Source organism: Bradyrhizobium sp. 141, assembly GCF_023074055.1.
Taxonomy (GTDB): domain Bacteria; phylum Pseudomonadota; class Alphaproteobacteria; order Rhizobiales; family Xanthobacteraceae; genus Bradyrhizobium.
The window spans coordinates 180,535-204,787 of the sequence record NZ_JADPKR010000045.1 but is presented as its reverse complement, the minus strand read 5'-3'; the positions used below and the strand labels follow the sequence as shown (position 1 = coordinate 204,787).

Genomic DNA, 24,253 nt, shown 5'->3' with positions numbered 1-24,253 from the left:
CGCCCTCAGAGCATCGGCTTGATGTGATCAGGTTGGCGAACGCGGAAGCGGCCCTTCATCTTGAAGCCGTCACGCATATTGAGGCCAAGAAGAACGATGTTCATCGCGCCTGCAAACAATTCGAGAGTCTGCGCCGCGTAGAATGTGGTGTCGAACTCCGCGGCCTTCGCCTTGTAGGCAAGAAACAAGGCGGCGGGAATGAGAACCAGGATGCCGTTGGCGGCGATGAACGGCATACGCTTGATCTTTGCGCCGATCAGGCCAGCGCGTCGCCCCTTTGCCAGCAAGAACCCTGAACCTCCCGTCACCGCCAGCGCCGGGATCAGCAACAGGAAGCCCCAGGGTATGGCCGTCTTGACCATGGCTACACTCGCGTCTGAGGCGAATAGTTCGGTGAGAGCCGTGGAAAGCCAGAAGGCCGCAATCATCGTCAATGCGACCGCGCCCGCCAATGGGTGGATGATCTTGGTCATCGAGTCCTGCCGTTTTCGAAGCGAACTACGCGACGCAGATGCCGGGCACCGCGACCTTTCGGAAGAGGTGCGGAGAGGCGACGGCGGACGAGGGATAGGCTGAGATCTTCGATCTGAACTCAGGATGCGTGAACGCGGCCCGGAAGTGGGCAGTCGATTCCCAGACGGCATAGTTCAGATATGTCGGGCCATCGCCGATCGCGCGGTGAAGCTGGGTGGAGATGAAGCCCGGTTGCCGCTTCATGAAGGCGGCATCGTCTTGCCAGACCTGGAGGAAGCTTTGTTCGTCGGCCTTGTCGAGCGTGAACAGATTCACCAGCACCACAGGGCTCGTGTCGATGCCAAGCTGACGTTCGATGGGAAAGTTTGGGTCCAGTGGGCGTAGCTGCGCCATGGCGGGCTCCGTTCGAATTGGTCTTATGATGTCAATGTGGTACTATGTGGATCTAGCTATTTGACATTATGATGTCAATAACAGTTTATGGTGACGGATGCCGAAATCCCTGCGAACGCCGGCCGGTGATGCTCTGACGAACCTCATGCTTGACTTGTTCCGGCTGAATAGCCTGCTCTTGACCGCAGGGGACCGCTTGGTGGCCCGGCTCGGGCTCACGAGCGCCCGCTGGCAGATTCTTGGCGCCATCGTGCACGCGGGGCGCCCCCAGCCGGTGGCCTGGCTTGCCCGCGATCTGGGTGCCAATCGCCAAAACGTGCAGCGGATCGTCAACGATCTGCACGCGGAAGGCCTTGTTGCTTTCGAGGCCAACCCGCATCACCGCCGAGCGCAGCTTGTCGTCCTGACTGACAAGGGGCGGCGCGCCTTCGATGCCGCGATGGCTTTGCAGGCGCCGTGGGTCAACGGCCTTTCGGAGGGGCTTCCGGTCAAGGACCTGCAAACCGTGCAGCGTATCGTCGCGGCCCTGCGGACGAAGCTTGAGAACGAGACTGAGGGGTAGACGTAGCGCGCAGCGAGCGGGTACGGTCGCGCTCGGCCACACCGAATGCGACGTGGTCGCGGTATGGGTGTGCCCTCGATTCGTCGATCTTTCCAGCGATGCCGCCGGCCAACGTGTCGGGCCCTGTCACTGAATCGGCGCGATGCCCACCCGCCTGATCAGTTCCGCCCATTTCGGCGTTTCGGCCCGGATCTGGGCGGCGAACTCGTCCGGCGTGCGCGTGACCGCTTCCATGCCAAGCGCTGCGAACTTCTCTCGCGCGGCCGGTGCTTCCACAGCCTTCTGAGCCTCATCGTGCAGAAGGGCGATGACCGAGGCAGGCGTTCCCGCTGGTGCCATCAGGCCGAACCAGGCGATCGCGTCGAAGCCACGAAAGCCGAGTTCATCCAACGTCGGCAGATCAGGCGCGGCCGACGAGCGCCGCAGCGAAGTGACCGCCAGCGCACGAACTCCACCGTCGCGGACGTGCGGCAGCACCGAGGCAATGCTGCCGAAGAACATCGTGACGCGGCCGGCCATGAGATCGCTCAACAGCGCCGCGCTGTCGCGATACGGCACGTGCTGGAGCTTGATTCCGGCCATGGTTTGGAACAGCTCGCCGGCCAGATGGGTCGAGGTGCCTACTCCGGCCGAGGCGAAGGTGAGGGTGCCGGGGCTGCGCCTCGCCAAATCGACCAGATCCTGAACGCTCGCCGCCGGCATGTCCTTGTTCAAGACGAGGATGTTCGGCGTACTCGTGACCTGGGCTACGGGCACGAGATCCTTCGCGGGATCATATGGCAGTTTTGCGTAAAGGGATGGGTTGATGACGATCGCTGCATTGCCCGCCATCAGCAGGGTGGTGCCATCGGGCGCCGATTTGGCGACATGGTCCGCTGCGATGTTGCCGCCCGCGCCCAACATGTTCTCGACCACGACGGGCTTGTCCCACTTGGCCCTGAAGTGTTCGGCCAGGATGCGAGCGGCCACGTCGGGGGCGCTTCCCGCACTGAAGCCCAGCACGATGCGGATGTTCGATTGCGGGTATTTTGGCTCCGCTTGCAGCGGCTGCGCCAGCCACAGAAGCGAGATCAGAACGAGCGCTGGCCGAAGTAACATGATTGGTCTCCAGGTATGGGCGGCCATTGTCTGCGCGGATTGATCGCTCGTCGTCACCCCATGGGGTGGTGGCGCAGCCTGGGTGTTCGGGCGCGAGCGTCAACCGAGGGGATCGAGTGTCCGGGCGACCTGGGCGATCGATTGCACCAGCCCGGCGTGCCCCCGAACGCCAACCTTGGCGTATATCCGCTTGGTATGGGACTTGAGCGTGTTGGGGCTGATGCCGAGCATGGCCGCAGCCGTCTTCATGCCGCTGCTCTGCGTGAGCGCGGTTACGACCCGCAATTCGGCCGCCGTCAGGCCATGGCGGGCTGCCAATAACGCGCTCGCGGCCTCGCCGGTACGCGATATGTCGACCAGGAGCGCCACTGCTGCAGGACTTGCCGTCTTGTGATGTGACGAGTGATCGAACGCGCGTCCTCGCACCGGCGTCATGGTGATTCCGATTTCTCTGCCGTCCGGCCGCGGCAGTCGACATGTTCCTGCGGCGCCGCTGCGAAGGGCGTCGGCGAACAGCGCACGGATGAAGTTCACGGCGCTTGGGGGACCTGACAGGTCGCGGCCGGCGAGGACGCGAAGCGACAGCTCTTCGCCCTGTGCCCGGGCTGCAGAATTAGCGAACAGCACCCGCTGGCTGGCATCGAAAGTGATGATTCCGGTCGACAACGCGTCGAGCGCGTCACGTTCGGCCCGTGCCGCCTCCTGGTAGTCGAGCATGCGCAGTCGCAGCTCGCTGGCGCGCCGCAGATGCGGCAGCAGCGAGCTCAAGATCGCGGTGTCTCGCTCGCTGAACGGTCCGCTCCTTTCGCTGCGTTCGACATTGAGCGAGACGCGGAGTTCCAGACGGCTGACCACGTTGACGATCAAGCCGTGCGCAAGGTTCTGCGGCCGGAGCACGTCGTCATAGAAGGCGGTGCGCTTGAGCTGTGACAGCTCGATCAAATCATCCGTGTGCACCATCTGGCCTGCCGGAAACCGGTTCGACCGCATCCACGGATTGGTGACATGATAGAGTTCGTGGCGGCGTTTGCACTCGGGATCGATCCGCCCGAGGTCGTGGAACGTGTAAAGGCTACGATCGACGCTGTAGCCGTGGATCAGCGCGGCCGCGCTGTGAGTGATGTCTGCGATGCCTTCCAGAGCGGCGCTCCAGAGCGAAGCGTCGAGCACCGCATCATAGATCAGGCCGACAAGCGCATCTCGCTCTGGCTCAAGCTCGGTCGGCATCCACGATCCCTCCGCGAGGTCCCAAACTCGCCGATACCGTATCGATCCGCAAGCCAATTGGCTTTGAAGGGAACCGTCCGGCTGCGACGCCGCGACACTCCTGATCGAGTCGCTTTCGTGATGGCCCCGCGGCCAAGAATACGCTCATATGGCGAGAGAAGAAATTTGGAGGAAACTATGCGGTTCATTGCCCTCGTATCGGCTCTGCTCTTGCCGCTCGGCGCGGCCGTCGCCCAGGACTATCCGACGAGGCCCATCACCATGCTGGTGCCGTTCGCCGCAGGCGGGCCGACCGACACCATCGCGCGCCTGACTGCGGCCGGCATGGCGAAATCCCTGGGCCAGCAAGTCATCGTCGAGAACGCGACCGGCGCCGGCGGCACCATCGGCACGACCCGCGCCGCGCGCGCCCAGGGCGATGGTTACACGCTGCTGATCCATCATGTCGGCATCTCGACCGCCGCGACGCTGTACCGCAATTTGAGCTATGACACGAAGACGGCCTTTGCGCCGATCGGGCTTGTGACCAACGCGCCGATGACCATCATCGCGCGTCCGGATTTCCCGGCCGACACGCTGAAGGATCTGGTCGCCTACGCCCAGCAGCAGGGCGACAAGCTGACCTACGCCAATGCCGGGCTCGGTGCGGCATCGCATCTCTGCGGCATGCTGTTCATGACGGCGATCCAGAAGCAGCTCACCACGGTGCCCTACAAGGGCAACGGCCCGATCATGAACGATCTGCTCGGCAAGCAGATCGATCTCACCTGCGACCAGGCGACGAACACCACCGGTCCGATCACGGCCAAGCAGGTCAAGGCCTATGCGGTCACCACCAAGGAGCGGCTGAAGAGCCTGCCCGATCTGCCGACGGCCGACGAGGCCGGCCTCAAGGGGTTCGAGCTCGGCGTCTGGCACGGCCTCTATGCCCCCAAGGGGACACCGCCGGCGATCGTTCAGAAGCTGACCGCGGCGCTCCAGACGGCGCTCAAGGAGCCGACGCTGATCGCCCGGTTCAACGACATCAACACCGAGCCGGTCCCACAGGACAAGGCGACGCCCGAGGCGCTGGGCGCGATGCTGACGAGTGAAATCGACCGCTGGGCGCCGATCATCAAGGCGGCCGGGCAGTTCGCGGATTGATCCGTTGGGCGCGCAATTGCCGCTCCGGGCGATGTCGCCTCGGGGTGGCGGTAAGCTAATTCAAGTGCTTAGGCGGAGGTGTTAAAACACCGGTACGGTGCATGGGGTTGTTTTTCCGAATTTGATCGGGGGGCGCTAGCCCGCGGCCGCGTCAAACTGCGTGCTGGCCTCGAGCCATTGCTCCTCCGCGCGTGCGAGCGCGTCCGCTGCATTCGCACGCGCCTTTGACAGTTGCGCGGCCTGCTTGGGATCGCGCGTAAAAATGTCGGGCAAGGCGAGGGCGGTGTCGATCTTGGTGATGATGTCGCTGACGCGGGCGATCTCGGCTTCGGCATCGGCGATGCGCTTCTTCAGCGAGCCGCGATTGTCCGACCTTGCACGCTGCGGTTTTTCGCTGGCCGCGCTGCGCTCGCGCGGGGCGGGGTCACCGTTGCGCGCGGACAGCACCAGGCGGCGGTATTCGTCGAGGTCGCCGTCGTAATTGGTGACGGTGCGGTCGGCGACAATCCAGAGCCGGTCGGCGCAGGCCTCGATCAGATAGCGGTCGTGCGAGACCATGATGACGGCGCCGGGAAATTCATTGATGGCCTCCGCAAGCGCGGCGCGGCTGTCGATGTCGAGATGGTTGGTCGGCTCGTCCAGGATGATCATGTTGGGGCCGAAGAAGGTGGCCAGGCCCAGCAGCAGCCGCGCCTTCTCGCCGCCCGACAATTTGCCGATCTTGGTGTCGGCCGCCTTGCCGGAGAAGCCGATCGCGCCGGCGCGCGCCCGCACCTTGGCCTCGGGCGCCTCGCCCATCAGCTTGCGGACATGGTCATAGGCGGAGGCATCCTCGTTGAGCTCGTCGAGCTGGTGTTGCGCGAAATAAGCGATCGACAGCTTGTCCGCGCGCGTCACTCTTCCCGAGAAAGGCGCCAGCCGTCCGGCGAGCAGTTTCACGAGCGTCGACTTGCCGTTGCCGTTGGCGCCGAGAAGCGCAATGCGGTCGTCATTGTCGATGCGCAGGGTGACGCGATTGAGCACGGGGCTTGCCGGATCGTAGCCGACCGCGGCGTTGTCGACCGCGATGATCGGCGGCGACAGGATCTTCTCCGGCGCCGGGAAACTGATCTCGCGCACGTCCTCGGTGACCAGCGCCGTGATCGGCTTCAGCCGCTCCAGCATCTTGACGCGAGACTGTGCCTGCCGCGCTTTCGAGGCCTTCGCCTTGAAGCGGTCGACGAAGGCTTGCAGGCGGGCGCGTTCGGCTTCCTGGCGCTTGACCTGCTTGGCGTCGAGCAGCTCGCGGGCGGCGCGCTGCTCCTCGAACGAGGAGTAGGTGCCCTTGTAGAGCGTGAGCTTGCCGCGCTCCAGATGCAGGATCTGGTCGACCGAGCTCTCCAGCAGGTCGCGGTCGTGGCTGATCACGATCACCGTGCGCGGATAATGCGCGAGGTGATCCTCCAGCCACAGCGTTCCCTCGAGGTCGAGATAGTTGGTGGGCTCGTCGAGCAGCAGAAGGTCGGGGGCCGCGAACAGCGTCGCGGCGAGCGCGACGCGCATGCGCCAGCCGCCGGAGAATTCGGCGCAGGGGCGGAGCTGGTCGGCGGCGGAGAAGCCGAGGCCGGAGAGGATCGCGGCGGCACGGCTCGGCGCCGAATGCGCGTCGATGTCGACGAGGCGGGTCTGGATCTCGGCGATCCGGTGCGGATCGGTCGCGCTCTCGGCTTCACTGAGCAGCGCGTCGCGCTCGAGATCGGCCTTGAGCACGACCGAGATCAGGCTTTCGGGTCCGTTCGGGGCTTCCTGCGCCAGGCTGCCGACGCGCCAGCGCGGCGGCAGGGTCACCGAACCGTGCTCGGCCGCGAGCTCGCCGCGGATGACCTTGAACAGGGTCGACTTGCCGGTGCCGTTGCGTCCGACCATGCCGACGCGCGATCCGGGCGTGATTTGCACGGAACTCTGGTCAATCAGAAGGCGTCCGGCGAGGCGGATGGAGAGGTCGGTGATAGCAAGCATGCGGCCTTGTCACCGCAGGCGGGGTCAAACGCAACCCGTTTTTCCGGACCCGCTGCTCAGTGCGGGTCGCAGTCGCGCTGCCTCAGCTCGTTCAGGAGCTGCTCGAGGTGCGTCGGCAGCCGGGGCTCGGGCCGCAGGCTCTGCTGGAGCCGTTCGCCCACGGCATCGCAAATCGAGCGGCTGGTGCGCCGGTCGATCTGTTCGCTGTCATTGGCAAAAGGCCCAGCCATGGCGCGGTTCCGTGTGTTTAAAGTAAAGTCACGGTACCAAGTCATTGACCCCCAAAATGGTTTCGCCCCTTCCGCGGGATCACGGCATTCTCGTCAAAATTGTATAAATCCCGCCATATCCGCCCAAAATGCGGAGCCCCGGCGGGGGGATCGCCGGGGCTCCTCTTGGAAGGTACCTGTGGGGGCGCAGATACCTGTGGGTTTTTTAGGAAGGTGCTGTCGGGCTCAGTAGCAGCGGTTGATCATCCGCCAGCGGGGTCCCCAGGGGGTCGGGACCAACCGGCGCACATAGCAGCCGCCATAACCGTAGGAGACGGGGCCGCCGGCATAGAAGCGCGGTCCGCCCCAGCCACGGCCGTGGTGCCAGCCACCGCCGCCGCTGTGCCAGCCGCCACCGTGCCAATGGGCCGAAGCCGAGGTCGGCGCCAGCGCGGCGCCCAGCGCAACCGCGGCGACAGCGGCAAGCGAAAGTTTCCTCAACATGGTGATCTCCTCAAAACTGCCGGCGCGGGGGCAATCCGCGTCGATGGAAAGGCCGCCGAAACGGTCCGCCTGATGGCCAGGCTTTGGTTTCGATGGGAAGGAGCTTAAGCCGGCGGACTGAACCAAAGCCTGAATGGGGGCTTCAGATTGGGTTCATCTGGGTGAAATTGTCGTAATCCATGCCGACATCGCCGGCCCCGGTCCTGCGGCGAAGCGCCTGTGACGTCATCCCGGCGGTCGCTTGCCGGATCGCAAAGGCGCCGATATAAGCCCCGCAACTCGACAACCACCGCTTTCTTCCCAAGGACAAGATTATGGCCATCGAACGCACTTTCTCGATCATCAAGCCCGACGCGACCGCGCGTAACCTGACCGGCGCCGTCAACGCCGTGATCGAAAAGGCCGGCCTGCGCATCGTCGCGCAGAAGCGCATCCGCATGACCAAGGAACAGGCCGAGACCTTCTACGCCGTTCACAAGGCGCGGCCGTTCTTCGGCGAGCTCGTCGAGTTCATGACCTCGGGCCCGGTCGTGGTCCAGGTGCTGGAAGGCGAGAACGCCATCGCCAAGTACCGCGACGCGATGGGCGCGACCGATCCGTCCAAGGCCGCCGACGGCACCATCCGCAAGCTCTACGCCAAGTCGATTGGCGAGAATTCCGCGCACGGCTCGGATGCGCCGGAGACCGCCGCGATCGAGATCGCGCAGTTCTTCTCGGGCAACGAGATCGTCGGCTGATCTATCAGCCGATAGTTTAGGCCGACACGGGCGAAAGGACGTATTGTGAACTGGCTCTGGCAGATCTTCGATCCCGCTACGATCGGGGCGTTCTTCACCCAGTTCCGCAACGAGATGGCCGAACCGACCTTCTGGATCGCGGTCGGCAAGATCATCTGGATCAACATCCTGCTCTCCGGCGACAACGCGCTGGTGATCGCGCTCGCCTGCCGCGGTCTCTCGCCGCGGCACCGGCTGTGGGGCATGATCTTCGGTGCCGGCGCAGCCGTGCTGCTGCGGATCATCTTCACCGGCATCGTCGCGACCCTGATGGAGCTGCCGTATCTCAAGCTCGTCGGCGGTCTCGCGCTGATCGTGATCGCGGCCAAGCTCCTGGTGCCGGAGAACGAGAACGAGGACGACGTCGAGTCCGCCTCGCATCTGTGGCAGGCCATCCAGATCGTCGTGGTCGCCGACATCGTCATGAGTCTCGACAACGTCATTGCGGTTGCCGCCGCGGCCAATGGCAGCGTGCCGCTCTTGATCCTCGGCCTTGCCATCAGCGTGCCGCTGATCGTCGCTGGTGCGGCGCTGATCATGGCGTTGCTCGCAAAGCTGCCGGTCCTGGTCTGGGCTGGTGCTGCGCTGCTTGGCTGGATCGCGGGCGAGGTGATCGCGACCGATCCCGCCGTCGCGCCGAAGCTGCACACACTGTTCGAGGGCCCGTTCGGTGCTTCGCTCGACACGATGCTCGGAGCCTTGCGCATCCCGCCGCAATTCGGCCATGGCGGCGCCGGCGGCGAATATCTCTGCGCGATCCTCGGCGTTGTCGTCGTGCTGGTCGTCGGCACCATCTGGCGCCGGCGCAGCCTGAGCGCCGCCGCACTGGAATCGTCCGAGCGGCACGCCAGGGCGTCGGCGGAGTAGGCTTTTCCGAGGGATGCGCACGTCACCTCTCCCGCTGGGAGCGATGAGCACTTCCTCAGCCGATGCTACCGCCTCACGATGGAGCCGGCGCGATTGATCAGGCGGGCGAGCTGACGGAAGCGGCTGCCGACGCGGTCGGCGACGAGGTCGCCGAGGCGGTGCTCGAACACCAGCATCAGTTTGCGTCCCACGCTCCGGAAATGCGTTGCCGGCAAGACGCCAGGCCGCGCCGCCGAGATCAGATGCGCGACGCGGAACGCAGCGCCCAAGAGGCGCGCGCGTTCGAGCTGCGCCGGCGTCAGCAGCTCCTGCATGGTGACCGGCGGCTGGTTTTCCTCGCTCAGGCCTGCATAGCGATAGAACACCGACAGGCCGACGAAGGCGCGCTCGGTGTGGGTGATTGCGCCGAAATTGCCGTTGACGACGAGGCTCAGCGTCTGCTCGCCGCGATGATCGGGATGCACGCGCCAGCCGATGTCGGACAGCAGGCACGCGGTGTGGCGCAGCCGCCGATCCTCCTCAGTCTCGCGCAGCTTCACCACGCGCGCGAGGCGGTCGGTCCAGGCGATCAGCTCGTGGGCGTGCTTGGCCGAGCGTGACAGCAGCTGGTTCAGCTCTTCGGCGGCGCAGATCAGGCCGTCCTTGTTGCGTTCCGCCTCCGGCAGCTTCTCGTGCAGCAGGCCCTCGCGCACGCCGAAGGTCGAGAACAAGATGGTCTTCGGCTTCGCCACGCGGATGATGTGCTCGAGCACCAGCGCCGCATAGGTGAGGAGCGGGCGGCGCGCATCGGCGACGCTCTCGATATCGGCGAGCATGTTTGCGGCCGCCAGGCGGCGGAGGCGGCGCGAGAAATCAAGCGCCTCAGCCGCGGAAATCGAATAGCCGTGCATCACCTGGAGCGGATAGCCGCTCTGGATGATGTGAATGCGCGCGAGCGCGCGCCAGGTGCCCCCAACTGCGTAGAAAGTGCGGCCGCGGCCAGCGGTGAGCTGCGGCACCTCGTCGAGCGCCTCGCGCACGATGCGGTCGGCGCGCTTGAGCGATTTGTGTGCGAGATCCTGCAGCGCAAGTCCGCCGAGCGGCAGCGTCACGCCGCTGCGCACGCTGTTCTTGCGCACGTCGATCAATTCGAGCGAGCCGCCGCCGAGGTCGCCGACGATGCCGTCGGGATGATGGATGCCGGAGATCACGCCGAGCGCCGACAGCCGCGCCTCGCGCGGGCCCGACAGGATCTCGATCTTCACGGCGCAGATGCGCTCGGCCTTGGCGATGAAATCGGGACCGTTGGAGGCGTCGCGGCAGGCTGCGGTCGCGATCGCGAACACGCGTCCGACCTGCATCACGCGGCACAATGCGCGAAAGCGCTTGAGCGAGGTCAGCGCCTTGTCGACGGCGTCGGGCGCGAGCAGGCCGGTGCTCTGCACCTCGCGCCCGAGGCCGCATAGCGTCTTCTCGTTGAAGATCGGAATGAGGCTACGCGTCAGCGCCTCGTAGACGACGAGACGGACCGAGTTGGAGCCGATGTCGATGACCGCGACGCTCGAGCCGCGCTTGCGCGGCCGCTTCACGTCGGAAATCCCCGATCAGGGTTGATGGCGTTCGTTCCGGCGCGTGAGACGACGCGGCGAGGATTCCTTGAGCGACTTTCCACGGCCAGACAGACTCGGATTTGTCATGAAGTAGTTGTGGACATTGAAAGGCTCCTCGCCTTTCGCGGTCTTCATACGCGTTGAGGACCCATCCGGCAACAATTGCCAGCTCTGCTCATTGTCCTTGAGATTCGCGACCATGATCTGTTCGAGAACCTGCTGATGCACCGTGGGATTTTGCAACGGACACAGCACCTCGACGCGGCGGTCGAGGTTGCGCGGCATCATGTCGGCGGACGAGATATACACAGCCGCTTTGGCGCTCGGCAGACCCTGGCCCATGCCGAAGCAGTAGATTCGGCCGTGTTCCAGGAAGCGTCCGATGATCGACTTGACGCGGATGTTCTCGGACAGGCCGGGAATGCCGGGGCGCAGGCAACAGATACCGCGTACCACGAGCTCGACCTGCACGCCGGCCTGGGAGGCCTCGTAGAGCGCGTCGATGATGTCGGGGTCGACCAGCGCATTCATCTTCATCCAGACCGCGCCGTGGCGGCCGTGCCGCGCATGCGCGGTCTCGCCCTGGATGTGCTCGATGATGCGCTTGCGCAAGGTCAACGGCGACACCGCCATCTTTTCCAGATCGCTCGGCGCGGCATAGCCAGTGATGAAATTGAACACGCGCGCGGCATCGCGGCCGATGGTCGGATCGGAGGTGAAGTAGGAGAGGTCGGTGTAGATGCGCGCGGTGACCGGGTGATAATTGCCGGTGCCGGTATGGACGTAAGTCGTGAGGCTGCCGCCTTCGCGGCGCACCACCATCGAGAGCTTCGCGTGCGTCTTCAGTTCGAGGAAGCCGTAGACGACCTGCACGCCGGCGCGTTCGAGATCGCGCGCCCAGCGGATGTTGGCTTCCTCGTCGAAGCGCGCCTTCAATTCGATCAACGCCGTGACGGATTTGCCGGCCTCGGCGGCTTCCGCGAGCGCGCGCACGATCGGCGAGTTGTTGGAGGTGCGGTAGAGCGTCTGCTTGATTGCGACGACATCGGGGTCGCGGGTGGCTTGCTGCAGGAACTGCACCACCACGTCGAAGGATTCGTAGGGGTGATGGACGACGAGGTCCTTCTGCCGGATCGCGGCAAAGATGTCGCCGCCGTGCTCGCGTACGCGCTCGGGATGGCGTGGTACGTAAGGGGTGAATTCGAGATCGGGCCGGTCGAGGCGGGTGAGCTGCGAGAGCTCGTTCATCGCCAGCACGCCGTCGACCAGGAACACCTCGTCGTCGGCGGCCGACAGCGCGTGCTGCACGAAGCTGCGCAGCTCCTCCGGCATCTTGGCGTCGATCTCGAGCCGGATCACCGATCCGCGGCGGCGGCGCTTCAGCGCGGTCTCGAACAGGCGGACGAGGTCTTCCGCCTCTTCCTCGATTTCGAGCTCGGAGTCTCGGATGATGCGGAAAGCGCCCTGGCCGTGCAGATTGTAGCCGGGGAACAGGCGGTTGATGAACAGGGCGGTCGCCTGTTCCAGCGAGATCAGCCGGACGACCTTGCCGTCAGCCGGCAGGCGGATGAAGCGGTCGATCTTACCGGGCATGCGGATCAGCGCGTTCATCTGCTTGCCGTCGGCGGCGCGCGTGAGCTGGAGCGCGATGGTGAAGCCGAGGCTCGGGATGAACGGGAAGGGGTGGGCCGGGTCGATCGCCAGCGGCGTCAGCAGCGGAAACACGTTGCTGAGGAAGTAGTCCTCGATCCAGGTCCGTTCCGCCTTCGTGACTTCCTTGCCCTCAACCAGCACGATGCCGACATCGGCCAGCGTGCCGCGCAGGTCGCGCCAGATCGCCTGCTGGTCGGAAGCAAGTTCGGAGACGGTGCGGTTGATCAGCGCGAGCTGCTCGGATGGCGTCAGGCCGTCGGGGCTGCGTTCGGCAATGCCCTCGCGCACCTGGGCCTTGATGCCGGCGACGCGGACCATGAAGAATTCGTCGAGGTTATTCGCTGAAATCGACAGGAATCGCACCCGCTCGAGCATGGGGTGGCTGGGATTGACCGATTCCTCCAGGACTCGGCGATTGAAATGCAGCCAGGAGAGCTCGCGGTTGATGAATCGTTCGGGGCTCGACGCGATCGCCGGCAAGCTCTCGGTCTCGGGGGCTTTCTCTTTAACTTCAACAGCTTGCGCAGAATCCATCAGAAGTCGGTCCATCCAGTTCGCCCCAATTTGCGACTTACGCGCAAAACCGGCGGGAGCATGTGTTAGAGCGATGACGTTTCGATGACATTGATGTTCCGCCGCTGCGCCGCGTCAAGCGGCTCTGGAAGTCCACGAACCGATCAGCCGTCCCGTAAGAGCTCGGCGGCCAGCGCCCTTGTGACAGGGCGCCCGAGCCGGAGGGCTTCACTGTCGAGCAGATCCACGGCGTGGCGGGCGGCGGCCGAGGACCGCTCCAGGCGGGTGGCGAGGTAGCCGACCACGCTCTCGTCCACGGCGAGCTGGCGGTCGGCGCAGAATTTGACGATCAGTCCGCGGAACAGCTGGTCGTCGGGCGGCAGCAACGCGACCACGGGTACGGCGCGCAGACGTGAGCGCAAGTCGCGAAGCTCGATCTCCAGCGAGGCCGGCACCTCGCGTCCGGTGAAGAGAACGCAGGCACCGTCCTCGCGGGCGAGATTCATCAGGTGGAAGAGGGCGCGTTCGTCGAATTCCCCCGCCTTGAGATCCTCAACGACCAGCGCGCCGGTGGCGAGCGCGCCCGGAACGGCTGTGGCGGTCAATGCAGCGGCCGAGGTCGAGCGGGCGCCTGATACCTCGGCCCAGATCGTGGCGAGATGGCTCTTGCCGCTTCCCTCCGGGCCGGCGAGCCACATGATCCGGTTCGGCCATTCCGGCCAGCTGTCGATCAGGCCGAGACCGGCCGCATTGGCGGGGCCTTCGAGGAAATTGTCCCGACTGAGGCTCTCCGCATGCGGAAGCGAAAACGCCAATTGTCGGGGGTGGACGCGGCCTGGCACGCTTGCTTTGCTCCATGCCGGCGCGCCGGCGTCATTTGAAGAGATCAGACGTATCGAGCGGGAGTCGGCCTTTTGCGGGGCCGTATCCTCTCTCATTTGGCCTCGATCGTGCTCATGTGCCGCAGCCACTCGACCAGATAGAGCGACACCGAGGAGAGCGTGAAGACCGTGACGAGACCCATCAGGATGATATCATAAGGAGCCGGCTTGAAGCCGAAGGCAAGCGCCGCCAGCACCAAGGCGGCGAACGCAACTTGGGCAACGGTGTTGAGCTTGGACACCTTCGACGGCTTCATCTCGACGGGCCGGTCGAACAGCCAGGATACAATGACGGCGGCGACGATCATGATGTCGCGCGAGACCACCAGGATCACGATCCACCGCGGAATTGCGCCCCAGATGCCGAGCGCCATGTAGATCGAGACCAGCAGCGCCTTGTCGGCGAGCGGATCGAGCAGGGCGCCGAGCTCGCTCGTCATGTTGAAGCGCTTGGCCAGGAAGCCGTCCACGGCATCGCTGATACCGGCGATCAGGAAGACGGCAAACGCCACCTCCATTTGGCTCGACACGATGGCCCAGACGATGATCGGGACCAGCATGATGCGGCCCAGGGTAATGATGTTCGGTATACTCACGAAAGCGCTTCCCGGCACCCGGTCTGACCTCAAATCCGGCCTCTCGGGAGGCTGAACCGGTTGATATCTCTACATAGTATACGGCGGTGCGCCATGCGAGCCATTGCGCGTCCCCGGAATTCGACGTAACCAGCCGCAAACCCACTGGAAATCGGGCATGACCGACCGCAAAAACGGCCTCACCTACGCCGATTCAGGCGTCGATATCGATGCGGGCAACCGCCTGGTCGACCTGATCAAGCCGATGGTGCGCGCCACCGCACGGCCCGGCGCCGACGCCGAGATCGGCGGATTCGGCGGCCTGTTCGACCTCAAGGCGGCCGGATTCAAGGACCCCGTCCTGGTGGCCGCCACCGACGGCGTCGGCACCAAGGTCAAGATCGCGATCGAGACCGGGCTGCACGGCGGGATCGGCATCGACCTCGTCGCCATGAGCGTCAACGACCTCGTGGTGCAGGGCGCCGAGCCGCTGTTCTTCCTGGACTATTTCGCCTGCGGCAAGCTCGACCCCGAGGCCACGGCCGCGATCGTCGCGGGCGTCGCGGAGGGCTGCCGCGAATCCGGCTGCGCTCTGATCGGCGGCGAGACCGCCGAGATGCCGGGCCTGTACAAGGACGGCGATTACGATCTCGGCGGCTTTGCCGTCGGTGCCGCGGAGCGGGGTACGCTGCTGCCGCGCAAGGATATCGCCGCAGGCGACGCCGTGATTGGCCTCGCCTCGTCGGGCGTGCATTCCAACGGCTTTTCGCTGGTGCGCAAGATCGTGGAGCAATCCGGCCTCGGCTTCGAGGCGCAGGCGCCGTTCGCGCCCGTGATGACGCTCGGCGGCGCGCTGCTGACGCCGACGAAGCTCTACGTCAAATCCTGCCTGCGCGCGATCCGCGAGACCGGCGCGGTGAAGGGGCTCGCCCACATCACCGGCGGCGGCTTCACTGACAACATTCCGCGGGTGCTGCCGAAGACACTCGGCGTCGGCATCGATCTTGCGCGCCTGCCGGTGCTGCCGGTGTTCAAATGGCTGGCGGCGCAGGCCGGCATCGCCGAGCTGGAAATGCTGCGCACCTTCAACTGCGGCATCGGCATGATCGCAATCGTCGAACCGGACAAGGTTGACAAGGCGATCGAGGTCTTCACCGACGCCGGGGAGACGGTGGCGCAGCTCGGCACCGTGATCCCAGCCGAGGGCGAGCACCGCGTCGTCTATAACGGTCACCTCGACATGGCACTGTAATGACGGGCGCTGTGATGAAGCGCCGCGTCGCCATCCTGATCTCCGGCCGCGGCTCCAACATGGCCGCGCTGATCAAGGCAGCAGGCGCGGCGGATTTCCCGGCCGAAATCTCGCTCGTCATTTCGAACAAGGCCGATGCACTCGGACTAGAGCGGGCCAAAGCGAGCAGCGTGAACACGCTCGTGATCGAGAGCAAGCCGTTCGGCAAGGACCGCGCCGGCTTCGAAAAGGTGCTGCAGGCGGCGCTCGACCAGCACGGTATCGAGCTGATCTGTCTCGGCGGCTTCATGCGCCTGTTCACGGCCGAGTTCACCAGGGCCTGGTACGGGCGGATGCTCAACATCCATCCCTCGCTGCTGCCGTCCTTTCCCGGCCTTGACCCGCACGGCCAGGCTCTGCGCGCCGGCGTCAAACTGTCCGGCGCGACGGTGCACTTCGTGATCCCCGAGACTGATGCCGGTCCGATCGTGATGCAGGGCGCGGTTCCCGTCAGCGATCACGACACGGGAGATACGCTGTCCGAGCGCATCCTCGAAGTCGAGCACCGCATCTATCCCGAAGCGCTGCGCTTGCTTGCGACCGGCAAGGTCCGGATCGAGGGCGATGTCTGCAAGACGGCGGGCAGTTCGGCGTCGGAGAATTTTCTGGTTGCACCGGTGGTGAGCTGAAGCGCCGTCCTCGCGGCGGTCCTCACAAACAAAAACCCCCGGCAGAGCCGGGGGCAACGTCATGATCTCTCGCGTTTCAGCTTTGAGAGAAATCAGGAGACCTTGAGGTTCTCCGCGGATGCTTTGCCGCGGTTCTCCACGAGGTCGTATTCAACCACCTGGTTCTCGTTGAGGGTAGAGAGTCCGGCACGCTCGACGGCGGAGATGTGGACGAACACGTCCTTGTCGCTGCCGTTTGGCTTGATGAACCCATAGCCCTTGGTCGGGTTGAACCATTTGACGGTGCCCTTTTGCGGCATCGCTAGTCTCCTCCACTAGATATAAAAAAGACGCGGCCGCTTTTCGCGTGCCACGCCACAAACGGGCTTCCGGAAGTCTGTTCGAGTCTTGAGGCTCAATGTCGTGAAACGCACAGCAGCGCGGCCAATTCCGATTGTGTCCAACATTGCAACATGAAAACCGCCCGTTAGCAAGCTGCGCGTAATTTTCAAGATGGGGGCGGGGACCATCGTCTGCTATTTGCGACCTGTGGCCGCGGAACCACAATCGAGGGCAATAGGCTCGGTGACAACGAGCCAACCGGTTGACCCTCCGTGGCACTTCGGCACAAATCGCCGCATGCGCGAGCCGCTCGTGTTGCATTTTTGCGGGCCGCCCTCCGCTTTGGGATTAGTCGTCATGTGCTGCACCTCGCAGCCCTCCGAAACACGGCAGACGATCGGGCTCGACCGCGTCCGCAGGGCCGTGGCAGCGATCGCGATGGCGTTTGCGATCGTCGCGACGATGTCGGCGGCATCGCCAGTCTTTGCGCAAAGCCCAACGCCCACGCCGACCCCGACGCCCACGCCGTCACCGACCCCGGTCCCGTCGCCGACGTCGACCAACTACGACCAGTCGACCGGCAGCAGCGCGCTCAATCTCGGCTCCAATTTCCTGGAGCGGCTCGGCAACCAGGCATCCGGCGGCGTTAACCGGGCGTTCCGGACCAATCCCGGCGGCGGCGGGGCGTCGGCGAGCACGGAAGATCCGCGTTACCGCACCTGGTTCGAGGGCTACGGCATCTCGGTCCGCACCGACGCGCAAGGCGACTTCGTCGGCGACAGGCGCAAGACGGTTGGCGGCGTCGCCGGTTTTGGCGCGCGCGTGGCCCCTGGCGTCAATCTCAGCTTCTCCGTCGACCAGAGCCACACCGACGTCGACGTGCCGCTGGCGCTGCAGTCGGCAACGCTCGACCTGACGCAAATCGGCTTCAACGGCTCGGTCGACAAGGGTCCGTGGACCTGGGCCTTCGCCGTGGTGCACGGTTTCGGCAAGGTCCGTTCCAGCCGCGACACCGGCCTTGGCCTTGCGAGCGCGAGCTATCGCGCCGCGGTCGACGGCGCGCTGACCGAGATCAGCTATTACTGGACCAAGGACCAGATGCGCGTCGTGCCCAAGGGCGCGCTGGAATATGTGCGCGCCACCAGCGCGGCGTTTCAGGAGGCTGGCGGCCTCGATCCGCTCAACGTCGGCTCGACCGCGCTCTCACGCGCGCGCGTCATGATCGGGGCCGAGATCGGCCGCTACTTCGTTATCGACCAGAAGATCCTGGATCTGTCCGCCTATGGCAAGTTCGTCGACAATTTCCACCAGGACCTTGGATCGATCCAGGTCAGCCTGGGAACTCAGAGCATCGTCGTTCCCGGCATCGGCGAGAGCCGTTACGGCATGGATGCCGGCGCCTCGGCTTCGCTGAGCCTGACCAGCGTGGCGCGGCTCTACGTCAATTATGACGGCAAGTTCCGCAACGAGCTGACGTCGCACCAGGGCACGGTCGGCTTCGAATACCGGTGGTGAGTTGAAGCTTACGCCGGCGTCGCCGCGACATATCCCGTCAATCCAAACCCCTCGCGCGCGGCGGTCATCATCGGCACCAGCGCGTTCGGATGGATGAACTCGTCACGGAAACACGGATAGGACTTGGGATCGAAGATCTTCTTCAGCCAATCGACCACGATCTTGTGGCGCTCGGAGGTTCGGAATTCCTTGTGATAGGTGAGCCAGAGATCGGCATGGTGGCTGACGCCGAGATCGACGGCAACGAGCGGCGCGCCGAGCGCGATCGAGACCGTCGGCAGGAAGCCGATGCCGGCACCGCGCTCGACGGCATAGAGCACGCCGACCGAGGAATTGGTCTTGATCCCGACGATGCCCTCGAGCGACTTCAGTCCGAGCACGCGGGCATAGGCGCCGTCGTCGACCTGCGGCGCGCTCTGCTTGATGATGCGGTGGTTCTGCAACTCGGTGAGCGTCGCCGGCACGCCGTAGAGGTTTTCGTACTCCTTGGAGACGAAGGGATAGATGTGCAGGCGGCCGAGCTTGGCGACGATCAGGTCGGGATTGGTCGGCGGCTCGAGCTGGATCGCGATGTCCGATTCAAGCCGCGCGACGTCGGTTTGCTCCATCGCACAGCGCAAATCGACGGTGATCCTGCGGTAGGTCTTCTGGAAGTCGATCAGTCGCGGCAGGATCCAGAAATTGCCCGGGCCTTCCGTCACCGCGACGCGCACGGTGCCCGAGGTGTCGTTCGACGATCGCGAAGCGCGGCGGAAGACGTTGAAGGCGTGACGCTCCATATGCGTGACGTCGGCGATCATCGCGGTGCCTTCGTCGCTGAGCGTGAGCCCGCTCTGGTCGCGCAGGAACAGCTTGCAGCCGATGCTCTCTTCGAGCCGGTCGATCCGGCGCATCAGCGTGGTGGAGGTGAGCCCGAGCTCCTCGGCGGCATTGCGAAAACTTTTATATTTTGCGCAAGCTAAAAACAATTTCAAATCGTCCCAGGACGCGCCCAGGGCTTCTTCACGGTGCTGCATCATCGCAGCACCCCGGTGCAATAACTGCTGCATACTCCTGATCTCCAGCCGCTAAGCTCATTGGCATAGCGGGGCACGAAAGCCTCGAACGATAGAGGCGCGATATGGGTATGGAAAGGGGTTCGTTTGCCGCAAGGCATGATTTCGATGCCTTGCCGCTGAGCCCGGATGTCGATGTCCGCTGCGCGCAATTTTCCGAAATTGCCGCGCTTGCGCAGATGGCGCACCGGCTGGTGCCGGGCGTGCAGATCGGGGCAGCCGAGCTTGCGCGATACTTCACGTTCGATCCCCAGAGCATCCTGACGTTCAGCCGGAAGGGCCATCTCGTCGGCGGCATGGCCTTCCTGTTTCTCAATGACCGCGGGCACGATGCGCTGCTGCTTGACGAGATCTGCCTTACCGCGCCCGAGACGCACTATCTCGCTTCCGCGAAGGAGGACGTCGCCGCCATCTACATCTGGGCGATCGCGGCGACGGGGCGCGGTATCGCCGGTCTCGGCAAGGCTGCGGCGCATCTGCGACAGCTAAGGTTTGGCAATGCGGATTGCTATGCGCAGCCGTCAACGGTGGCCGGACGCGACATCATGAAGGCCACCGGCTTTGCGCCGGTCCCGAGCTTCCAGCCCGATCTCTGGTGCTACGAGCGGCCCTGGCATCGGCAGCCGATGCGCATGCCCGGCGCGATCATCCAAGCAAGGAGTTTTGCAGATGCACGGTACTAGGATTCCTCTCGCCAAGCCCTGTTCCCGCGATATCACCATCCGCCTCGCGCGCGATCCCAGCGATCTCATGCTGGTCACAGCCATCCGCTCCGCGGTCTATCTCGCCGAGCAGGATTGTCCGTTCGAGGAGGAGTTCGACGGCAACGACATGGTCGCCGCGCACTTCATCGGCTTCGTCGGCAACGAGCCTGCGGGCTGCCTGCGGGTGCGCTTCTTCGGCGATTTCGCCAAGGTGGAGCGGCTCGCGGTGCGTCACCAATACCGGCGCTCGCGCGTCTCGTTCAAGCTGGTGCAGACCAGCGTCGACTACGTGAAGCGCAAGGGCTTTCGCAAGATCTACGGTCAGGCGCAGGACAGGCTGGTCGATTTCTGGGCCCATTTCGGCGCCAAGCCGCTCGGCCACAATCGCAAGATCACCTTCTCGGATTTTTCCTACACGGAAATGCTGCTGGAGATCGAGCCGGGCCCGGACGCGATCACGCTCGACAGCGATCCCTATGTGATCATCCGTCCTGAGGGCGATTGGGACCGGCCGGGCGTGCTCGACGCCTCGGCGGGGCGGGCGGTGTCCTCACCGCTGCGGGACCTCGCGCTCGCCGACCGTTGAAATTGGTGCAGCTCTGCGCAACACGATGCTGGCTTCTATCCACGATGATCCGCCGATCCTGGTCTGCGGGGATCTTCAGGTCGAATACCTGACCCCCGGGCGCCGCCACGTCATCCGCGACGGCGACGCCGCCACGGCGCGTTGCCTGGAACTGCTGACGCTGTGGCGCGGCAATCTGTGGCCGGTGATGCATCTGAAGCGCATCGCGCAGGCCGCCTGGTTCAATCCGGCATCCAGGCTGACCGATTGGATCGGGGAGACCAGGCCGCGGCCGGGGGAGATGACGTTCGAGCACCCGTTGCCGTCCGCCTACAGCTCGGCCCGGTTTGTGGACTACATGTCCAATATCCGCGCCATGCGCTGTATTCTGATCGGTTTTTCCCTGGACGAGACCATTCTGGCCACCGCCGTGGACGGGTTTCACCGCAGCCATCGCTACCACGTGGTCACTGACGCCGTGGCTTGCCGGCACCCAGCTACGGGCGATGCGGCCGCCTACAAGCATGCGGTAGTGAATGTCATCGGGAACTTTGCTACAATCCAGTCCAGCGCCGAACTGATCAGAACCAGCGGCGCCGTTGCGGTGTAGGCGGCCGCGACCGGCGGATGGGGTGAGAGATTGTCACGGGGAGACGAGCTCAGGGAGCTGGCGAGCGATCTGTCGCATGCCACCGAGTCGGCGCGCAGGCTAGGTCTGCCGACGACGGTCTATCTGCTCTCGATGGCGCTGGTGGAGGTGAGGGAAGCCGTTGCCGGTGCCGACGACGGGCATGACGACGACGCGGCGTGAGAGCTGCGCAATCCCAACATGTGGCTTTGTGCAACGCTGCTGAGCGCTTGCTGCCGACGAATTGGCGTTGCAAGCTTCGCGCTGTCGCAATAGCCAAGGTAGTTGATCATCGAGTGATGACGCCGGCTCTGCCTGCGACGTGACGCTTTCAAGGATCTTCGCAAATGTCCATGCTGCCCAATTCGCAAGAGGCCCGGGATGTGGCCTATCAGCTCCATCCCTATACCAATGCGCGCACGCATCAGCAGGCCGGTCCGCTGGTGATCGAGCGCGGTGATGGTCCTTATGTCTTCGATGCGTCGGGCAAGCGCTATTTCGAGGCGATGGCCGGCCTGTGGAGCGTCGGGCTCGGCTTCAACGAGAAGCGGCTGGTCGAGGCCGCGCACAAGCAGATGCAGGCGCTGCCGTTCTATCACACGTTTTCCGCCAAATCGCACGGGCCCTCGATCGACCTCGCCGAGAAGCTGGTCGCGCTCGCGCCTGTGCCGATGAGCAAGGTGTTTTTCACCAATTCCGGCTCGGAAGCCAACGACACCGTCTTGAAGCTGATCGCCTATCGCTCCAACGCGCTCGGCCAGCCACAGCGCAAGAAGGTGATCAGCCGGATGCGCGCCTATCATGGCGTCACCATTGCCTCGGCCAGCCTCACGGGCCTGCCGAACAACCATCGCTCGTTCGATCTGCCGCTGCCGAACATCCTGCACACGGGCTCGCCGCATTTCTACAAGGACGGCGCCCCCGGCGAGAGCGAGGAGGCGTTTGCGACGCGCCGGGCCGAGGAGCTCGACGCGCTGATCCAGAAGGAGGGGCCCGACACGATCGCGGCGTTCTTCGGCGAGCCGGTGATGGGCGCGGGCGGGGTCATCGTGCCGCCGGCGACCTATTGGGACAAGATCCAGAAGGTCTTGAACAAGTACGACATCCTGCTGGTCGCCGACGAGGTGATCTGCGGCTTCGGCCGCACCGGCAAGATGTTCGGCTGCGAGACCTACGGCATCAAGCCCGATGCGATCGTGGTCTCCAAGCAGATCACTTCGAGCTATTTCCCGCTGTCGGCGATCATCCTGAACGACCGCATGTTCGAGCCGATCGCGGACGAGAGCAACAAGATCGGCGTGCTCGGCCACGGCTTCACCGCGGGCGGCCATCCGGTCGGCTCGGCGATTGCGCTGGAAAACCTCAAGATCATCGAGGAGCGCGGCCTGGTCGCGCATGCCGCCGAGCTCGGCGGCTACATGCAGGGCCGCTTACGCGAGCTCACCAGCCATCCGCTGGTCGGCGAGGTCCGCGGCGTCGGCATGATCGCGGCGATCGAGCTCGTGCTCGACAAGGGCCGCAAGACAGCGGCCGCGACGCCCGGCGCGGTCGGCGGCATCGCGAGCCGCATGCTCCAGGAGCGCGGCGTGATCTCGCGCAACATGCTCGACGCCATCGCCATCTGCCCGCCGCTGATCGTCACCAAGGCCCAGATCGACGATCTGGTCGCCGCGATCTCGGGCGTGCTGGAGGATATGAAAGGCGAAGTCGCGAAGCTGACGCCGGCATAGGGCACGCTGTTGCGTTAAATTCCGTCATTGCGAGCGTAGCGAAGCAATCCAGACCGCCTCCGCGGAAAGACTCTGGATTGCTTCGTCGCAAGAGCTCCTCGCAATGACGGTGTGGAAGCGGCGTGGCCTACGCCCGCTGCACCCCGATCACGCGGCCTTTCTCGATCGCCAGCGCCAGCTCGCCGCGCTTCAGCTTCAGCGCGGCATCGCCGAACAGCTCGCGGCGCCAGCCGCGCAGCGCCGGCACGTCCGCCTCGTCGTCGGCTGCGATCTCTTCGAGATCGTCGACCGTCGCGATCACCTTGCTGGCGACCGCGTGGCGCTCGGCGGTCATGCGCAGCAGCACCTTCAAGAGCTCGACGATGGCGGCGCCATTGTTGTTGTTGCGCGGCTTCTCCAGCTTCGGCAGCGTCGCAAAATCCCGCGCCAGCCCGCGCTCGACCGCGGCAACGATGTCCGCACCCCATTTGGACTTCTCAAATCCCTTCGGCACCGAGCGCAGATGGGCGAGCTTTTCCAGCGTGTTCGGCGCATGCGTTGCGATGTCGGTGACCGCCTCGTCGCGCAGCACGCGGCCGCGCGGCACGTCACGGCTCTGGGCTTCCTGCTCACGCCAGGCCGCGACCTCCATCAGCACCGCGAGGTCCTTCGGCTTGCGCACCCGCGTCTTCAGCCGTTCCCAGGCGCGCTCGGGGTGGAAGTCGTAGGTCTTGGGCGAGGTGAGGACCTCCATCTCGATGGAAACCCATTCGCTGCGGCGGCGCTTCTTGAGGTCGGCGTCGAGCGCGGCGAACACGTCGCGCAGGTGCGTGACGTCGGACACCGCGTAGTGCATCTGCTCCTTGGTCAGCGGCCGGCGCGACCAGTCGGTGAAGCGGTGGGTCTTGTCCGGGCGGTGGCCGGCGACCTTCTCGACCAGCGCGTCGTAGGCGATGCTGTCGCCGTAACCGAGCACCATCGCCGCCACCTGGGTGTCGAACACCGGATGCGGGATAATGCCCGCCTGGTGCCAGATGATCTCGATGTCCTGGCGGGCGGCGTGGAAGACCTTCAGCACGCTCTCGTTGGCCATCAGCTCGAAGAACGGCTTGAGGTCGATCCCCTCGGCCAGGGTGTCGATGACGATGGCTTCCTCGGCGCTGGCCATCTGCACCACGCACAGCAGCGGGTAGTAGGTGGTCTCGCGCAGGAACTCGGTATCGACGGTAATGACGGGGTGCTTGGCCAGCCGGCTGCAGGCAGCCGCGAGGTCAGCGGTGGTGGTAATCAAATCCATGAACGGCCCATGACACTTGATATCAGCCGTTCTGCCGAAAGCGCTGTGATGTCAAGGGGCTCGATGCGAATTCGAGC

At 64.7% G+C, this 24,253-nt stretch carries 26 protein-coding genes; 12 read left to right on the top strand and 14 right to left on the bottom strand.

Translation table 11 applies throughout. The features are described from left to right. Positions 1-5 precede the first annotated feature (5 nt). Together IVA81_RS13255 and IVA81_RS13250 are read right to left on the bottom strand one after the other, a co-directional pair. Positions 6-473: a hypothetical protein gene (locus IVA81_RS13255; protein WP_247317713.1), complete on the bottom strand. Its 468-nt coding sequence runs from the start codon at positions 471-473 to the stop codon at positions 6-8. Between the two features lie 25 nt (positions 474-498). Further along, the gene (locus tag IVA81_RS13250; RefSeq protein ID WP_247317709.1) at positions 499-867 is read right to left on the bottom strand and encodes an antibiotic biosynthesis monooxygenase family protein; all 369 of its coding nucleotides are present in this window, start codon (positions 865-867) and stop codon (positions 499-501) included. A gap of 97 nt (positions 868-964) precedes the next feature. Here IVA81_RS13250 and IVA81_RS13245 point away from each other — a divergent pair, with 97 nt between their 5' ends. Next, the gene (locus tag IVA81_RS13245) at positions 965-1,429 is read left to right on the top strand and encodes a MarR family winged helix-turn-helix transcriptional regulator (RefSeq protein WP_247317707.1); all 465 of its coding nucleotides are present in this window, start codon (positions 965-967) and stop codon (positions 1,427-1,429) included. A gap of 126 nt (positions 1,430-1,555) precedes the next feature. Here the strand turns inward: IVA81_RS13245 and IVA81_RS13240 are convergent, their stop codons facing one another. Both IVA81_RS13240 and IVA81_RS13235 read right to left on the bottom strand, forming a co-directional pair. After that, on the bottom strand, positions 1,556-2,527 hold the full coding sequence (locus IVA81_RS13240; RefSeq protein ID WP_247317703.1) for a tripartite tricarboxylate transporter substrate binding protein: 972 nt from the start codon (positions 2,525-2,527) through the stop codon (positions 1,556-1,558). A gap of 99 nt (positions 2,528-2,626) precedes the next feature. Then, positions 2,627-3,754 (bottom strand): LuxR C-terminal-related transcriptional regulator, encoded by a 1,128-nt coding sequence (locus IVA81_RS13235; protein WP_247317701.1) that lies wholly within the window; start codon positions 3,752-3,754, stop codon positions 2,627-2,629. A gap of 177 nt (positions 3,755-3,931) precedes the next feature. On the opposite strand from IVA81_RS13235, the gene IVA81_RS13230 reads away from it, so the two are divergent. Beyond that, positions 3,932-4,897 (top strand): tripartite tricarboxylate transporter substrate-binding protein, encoded by a 966-nt coding sequence (locus tag IVA81_RS13230; RefSeq protein WP_247317696.1) that lies wholly within the window; start codon positions 3,932-3,934, stop codon positions 4,895-4,897. 135 nt (positions 4,898-5,032) lie between these two features. Here the strand turns inward: IVA81_RS13230 and IVA81_RS13225 are convergent, their stop codons facing one another. From IVA81_RS13225 to IVA81_RS13215, 3 genes are all read right to left on the bottom strand, one after another. Continuing rightward, positions 5,033-6,895 (bottom strand): ABC-F family ATP-binding cassette domain-containing protein, encoded by a 1,863-nt coding sequence (locus IVA81_RS13225; RefSeq protein ID WP_247317652.1) that lies wholly within the window; start codon positions 6,893-6,895, stop codon positions 5,033-5,035. A gap of 56 nt (positions 6,896-6,951) precedes the next feature. Beyond that, a complete protein-coding gene (locus IVA81_RS13220; RefSeq protein ID WP_247317648.1) occupies positions 6,952-7,125 on the bottom strand; it encodes a hypothetical protein in 174 nt (57 codons plus the stop codon). Between the two features lie 225 nt (positions 7,126-7,350). Further along, positions 7,351-7,608, bottom strand: a complete 258-nt coding sequence (locus IVA81_RS13215; RefSeq protein WP_247317645.1) for a sulfur globule protein precursor — start codon at positions 7,606-7,608, stop codon at positions 7,351-7,353. Between the two features lie 314 nt (positions 7,609-7,922). Here IVA81_RS13215 and ndk point away from each other — a divergent pair, with 314 nt between their 5' ends. Together ndk and IVA81_RS13205 are read left to right on the top strand one after the other, a co-directional pair. Further along, the gene (gene ndk / locus IVA81_RS13210; RefSeq protein WP_140979454.1) at positions 7,923-8,345 is read left to right on the top strand and encodes a nucleoside-diphosphate kinase; all 423 of its coding nucleotides are present in this window, start codon (positions 7,923-7,925) and stop codon (positions 8,343-8,345) included. Positions 8,346-8,390: 45 nt separating this feature from the next. Next, on the top strand, positions 8,391-9,251 hold the full coding sequence (locus IVA81_RS13205; RefSeq protein ID WP_247317628.1) for a TerC family protein: 861 nt from the start codon (positions 8,391-8,393) through the stop codon (positions 9,249-9,251). A gap of 65 nt (positions 9,252-9,316) precedes the next feature. On the opposite strand, the gene ppx is transcribed toward IVA81_RS13205, so the two are convergent. From ppx to IVA81_RS13185, 4 genes are all read right to left on the bottom strand, one after another. Further along, positions 9,317-10,819 carry an exopolyphosphatase gene (ppx, locus tag IVA81_RS13200; protein WP_247317614.1) on the bottom strand — a complete coding sequence of 501 codons (1,503 nt, stop codon included), beginning with the start codon at positions 10,817-10,819 and terminating at the stop codon, positions 9,317-9,319. Positions 10,820-10,834: 15 nt separating this feature from the next. Further along, a complete protein-coding gene (locus tag IVA81_RS13195; RefSeq protein WP_247317857.1) occupies positions 10,835-13,027 on the bottom strand; it encodes an RNA degradosome polyphosphate kinase in 2,193 nt (730 codons plus the stop codon). A gap of 143 nt (positions 13,028-13,170) precedes the next feature. After that, a complete protein-coding gene (locus tag IVA81_RS13190) occupies positions 13,171-13,848 on the bottom strand; it encodes a DnaA/Hda family protein (protein ID WP_247317596.1) in 678 nt (225 codons plus the stop codon). A 92-nt stretch (positions 13,849-13,940) separates the two neighbouring features. After that, the gene (locus IVA81_RS13185; RefSeq protein WP_025035876.1) at positions 13,941-14,483 is read right to left on the bottom strand and encodes a CDP-alcohol phosphatidyltransferase family protein; all 543 of its coding nucleotides are present in this window, start codon (positions 14,481-14,483) and stop codon (positions 13,941-13,943) included. Between the two features lie 157 nt (positions 14,484-14,640). On the opposite strand from IVA81_RS13185, the gene purM reads away from it, so the two are divergent. Beyond that, on the top strand, positions 14,641-15,714 hold the full coding sequence (purM, locus tag IVA81_RS13180; protein ID WP_247317569.1) for a phosphoribosylformylglycinamidine cyclo-ligase: 1,074 nt from the start codon (positions 14,641-14,643) through the stop codon (positions 15,712-15,714). Between the two features lie 14 nt (positions 15,715-15,728). Further along, the gene (gene purN, locus IVA81_RS13175; protein ID WP_247317566.1) at positions 15,729-16,382 is read left to right on the top strand and encodes a phosphoribosylglycinamide formyltransferase; all 654 of its coding nucleotides are present in this window, start codon (positions 15,729-15,731) and stop codon (positions 16,380-16,382) included. A gap of 92 nt (positions 16,383-16,474) precedes the next feature. Here the strand turns inward: purN and IVA81_RS13170 are convergent, their stop codons facing one another. After that, positions 16,475-16,681, bottom strand: a complete 207-nt coding sequence (locus tag IVA81_RS13170) for a cold-shock protein (protein ID WP_007591938.1) — start codon at positions 16,679-16,681, stop codon at positions 16,475-16,477. Positions 16,682-17,060: 379 nt separating this feature from the next. On the opposite strand from IVA81_RS13170, the gene IVA81_RS13165 reads away from it, so the two are divergent. After that, the gene (locus tag IVA81_RS13165; RefSeq protein ID WP_247317550.1) at positions 17,061-18,218 is read left to right on the top strand and encodes an autotransporter outer membrane beta-barrel domain-containing protein; all 1,158 of its coding nucleotides are present in this window, start codon (positions 17,061-17,063) and stop codon (positions 18,216-18,218) included. 8 nt (positions 18,219-18,226) lie between these two features. Here IVA81_RS13165 and IVA81_RS13160 read toward each other — a convergent pair whose 3' ends face one another. Beyond that, entirely contained in the window at positions 18,227-19,267 is a 1,041-nt protein-coding gene (locus IVA81_RS13160) for a LysR family transcriptional regulator (protein WP_247317547.1), read from the bottom strand. A 71-nt stretch (positions 19,268-19,338) separates the two neighbouring features. On the opposite strand from IVA81_RS13160, the gene IVA81_RS13155 reads away from it, so the two are divergent. From IVA81_RS13155 to IVA81_RS13135, 5 genes are all read left to right on the top strand, one after another. Next, positions 19,339-19,956, top strand: a complete 618-nt coding sequence (locus IVA81_RS13155; RefSeq protein WP_247317529.1) for a hypothetical protein — start codon at positions 19,339-19,341, stop codon at positions 19,954-19,956. Then, a complete protein-coding gene (locus IVA81_RS13150; protein ID WP_247317526.1) occupies positions 19,943-20,563 on the top strand; it encodes a GNAT family N-acetyltransferase in 621 nt (206 codons plus the stop codon). Before IVA81_RS13155 ends, IVA81_RS13150 begins: the two co-directional genes overlap by 14 nt. A gap of 25 nt (positions 20,564-20,588) precedes the next feature. Continuing rightward, complete coding sequence (locus IVA81_RS13145) at positions 20,589-21,152, top strand: isochorismatase family protein (RefSeq protein ID WP_247317497.1); 564 nt, start codon at positions 20,589-20,591, stop codon at positions 21,150-21,152. A 30-nt stretch (positions 21,153-21,182) separates the two neighbouring features. Beyond that, positions 21,183-21,353, top strand: a complete 171-nt coding sequence (locus tag IVA81_RS13140; RefSeq protein ID WP_247317494.1) for a hypothetical protein — start codon at positions 21,183-21,185, stop codon at positions 21,351-21,353. A gap of 164 nt (positions 21,354-21,517) precedes the next feature. Continuing rightward, positions 21,518-22,900, top strand: a complete 1,383-nt coding sequence (locus tag IVA81_RS13135; RefSeq protein WP_247317491.1) for an aspartate aminotransferase family protein — start codon at positions 21,518-21,520, stop codon at positions 22,898-22,900. Positions 22,901-23,027: 127 nt separating this feature from the next. Here IVA81_RS13135 and rnd read toward each other — a convergent pair whose 3' ends face one another. After that, positions 23,028-24,176 (bottom strand): ribonuclease D, encoded by a 1,149-nt coding sequence (gene rnd, locus IVA81_RS13130; RefSeq protein WP_247317488.1) that lies wholly within the window; start codon positions 24,174-24,176, stop codon positions 23,028-23,030. Between the last annotated feature and the right edge of the window lie 77 nt (positions 24,177-24,253).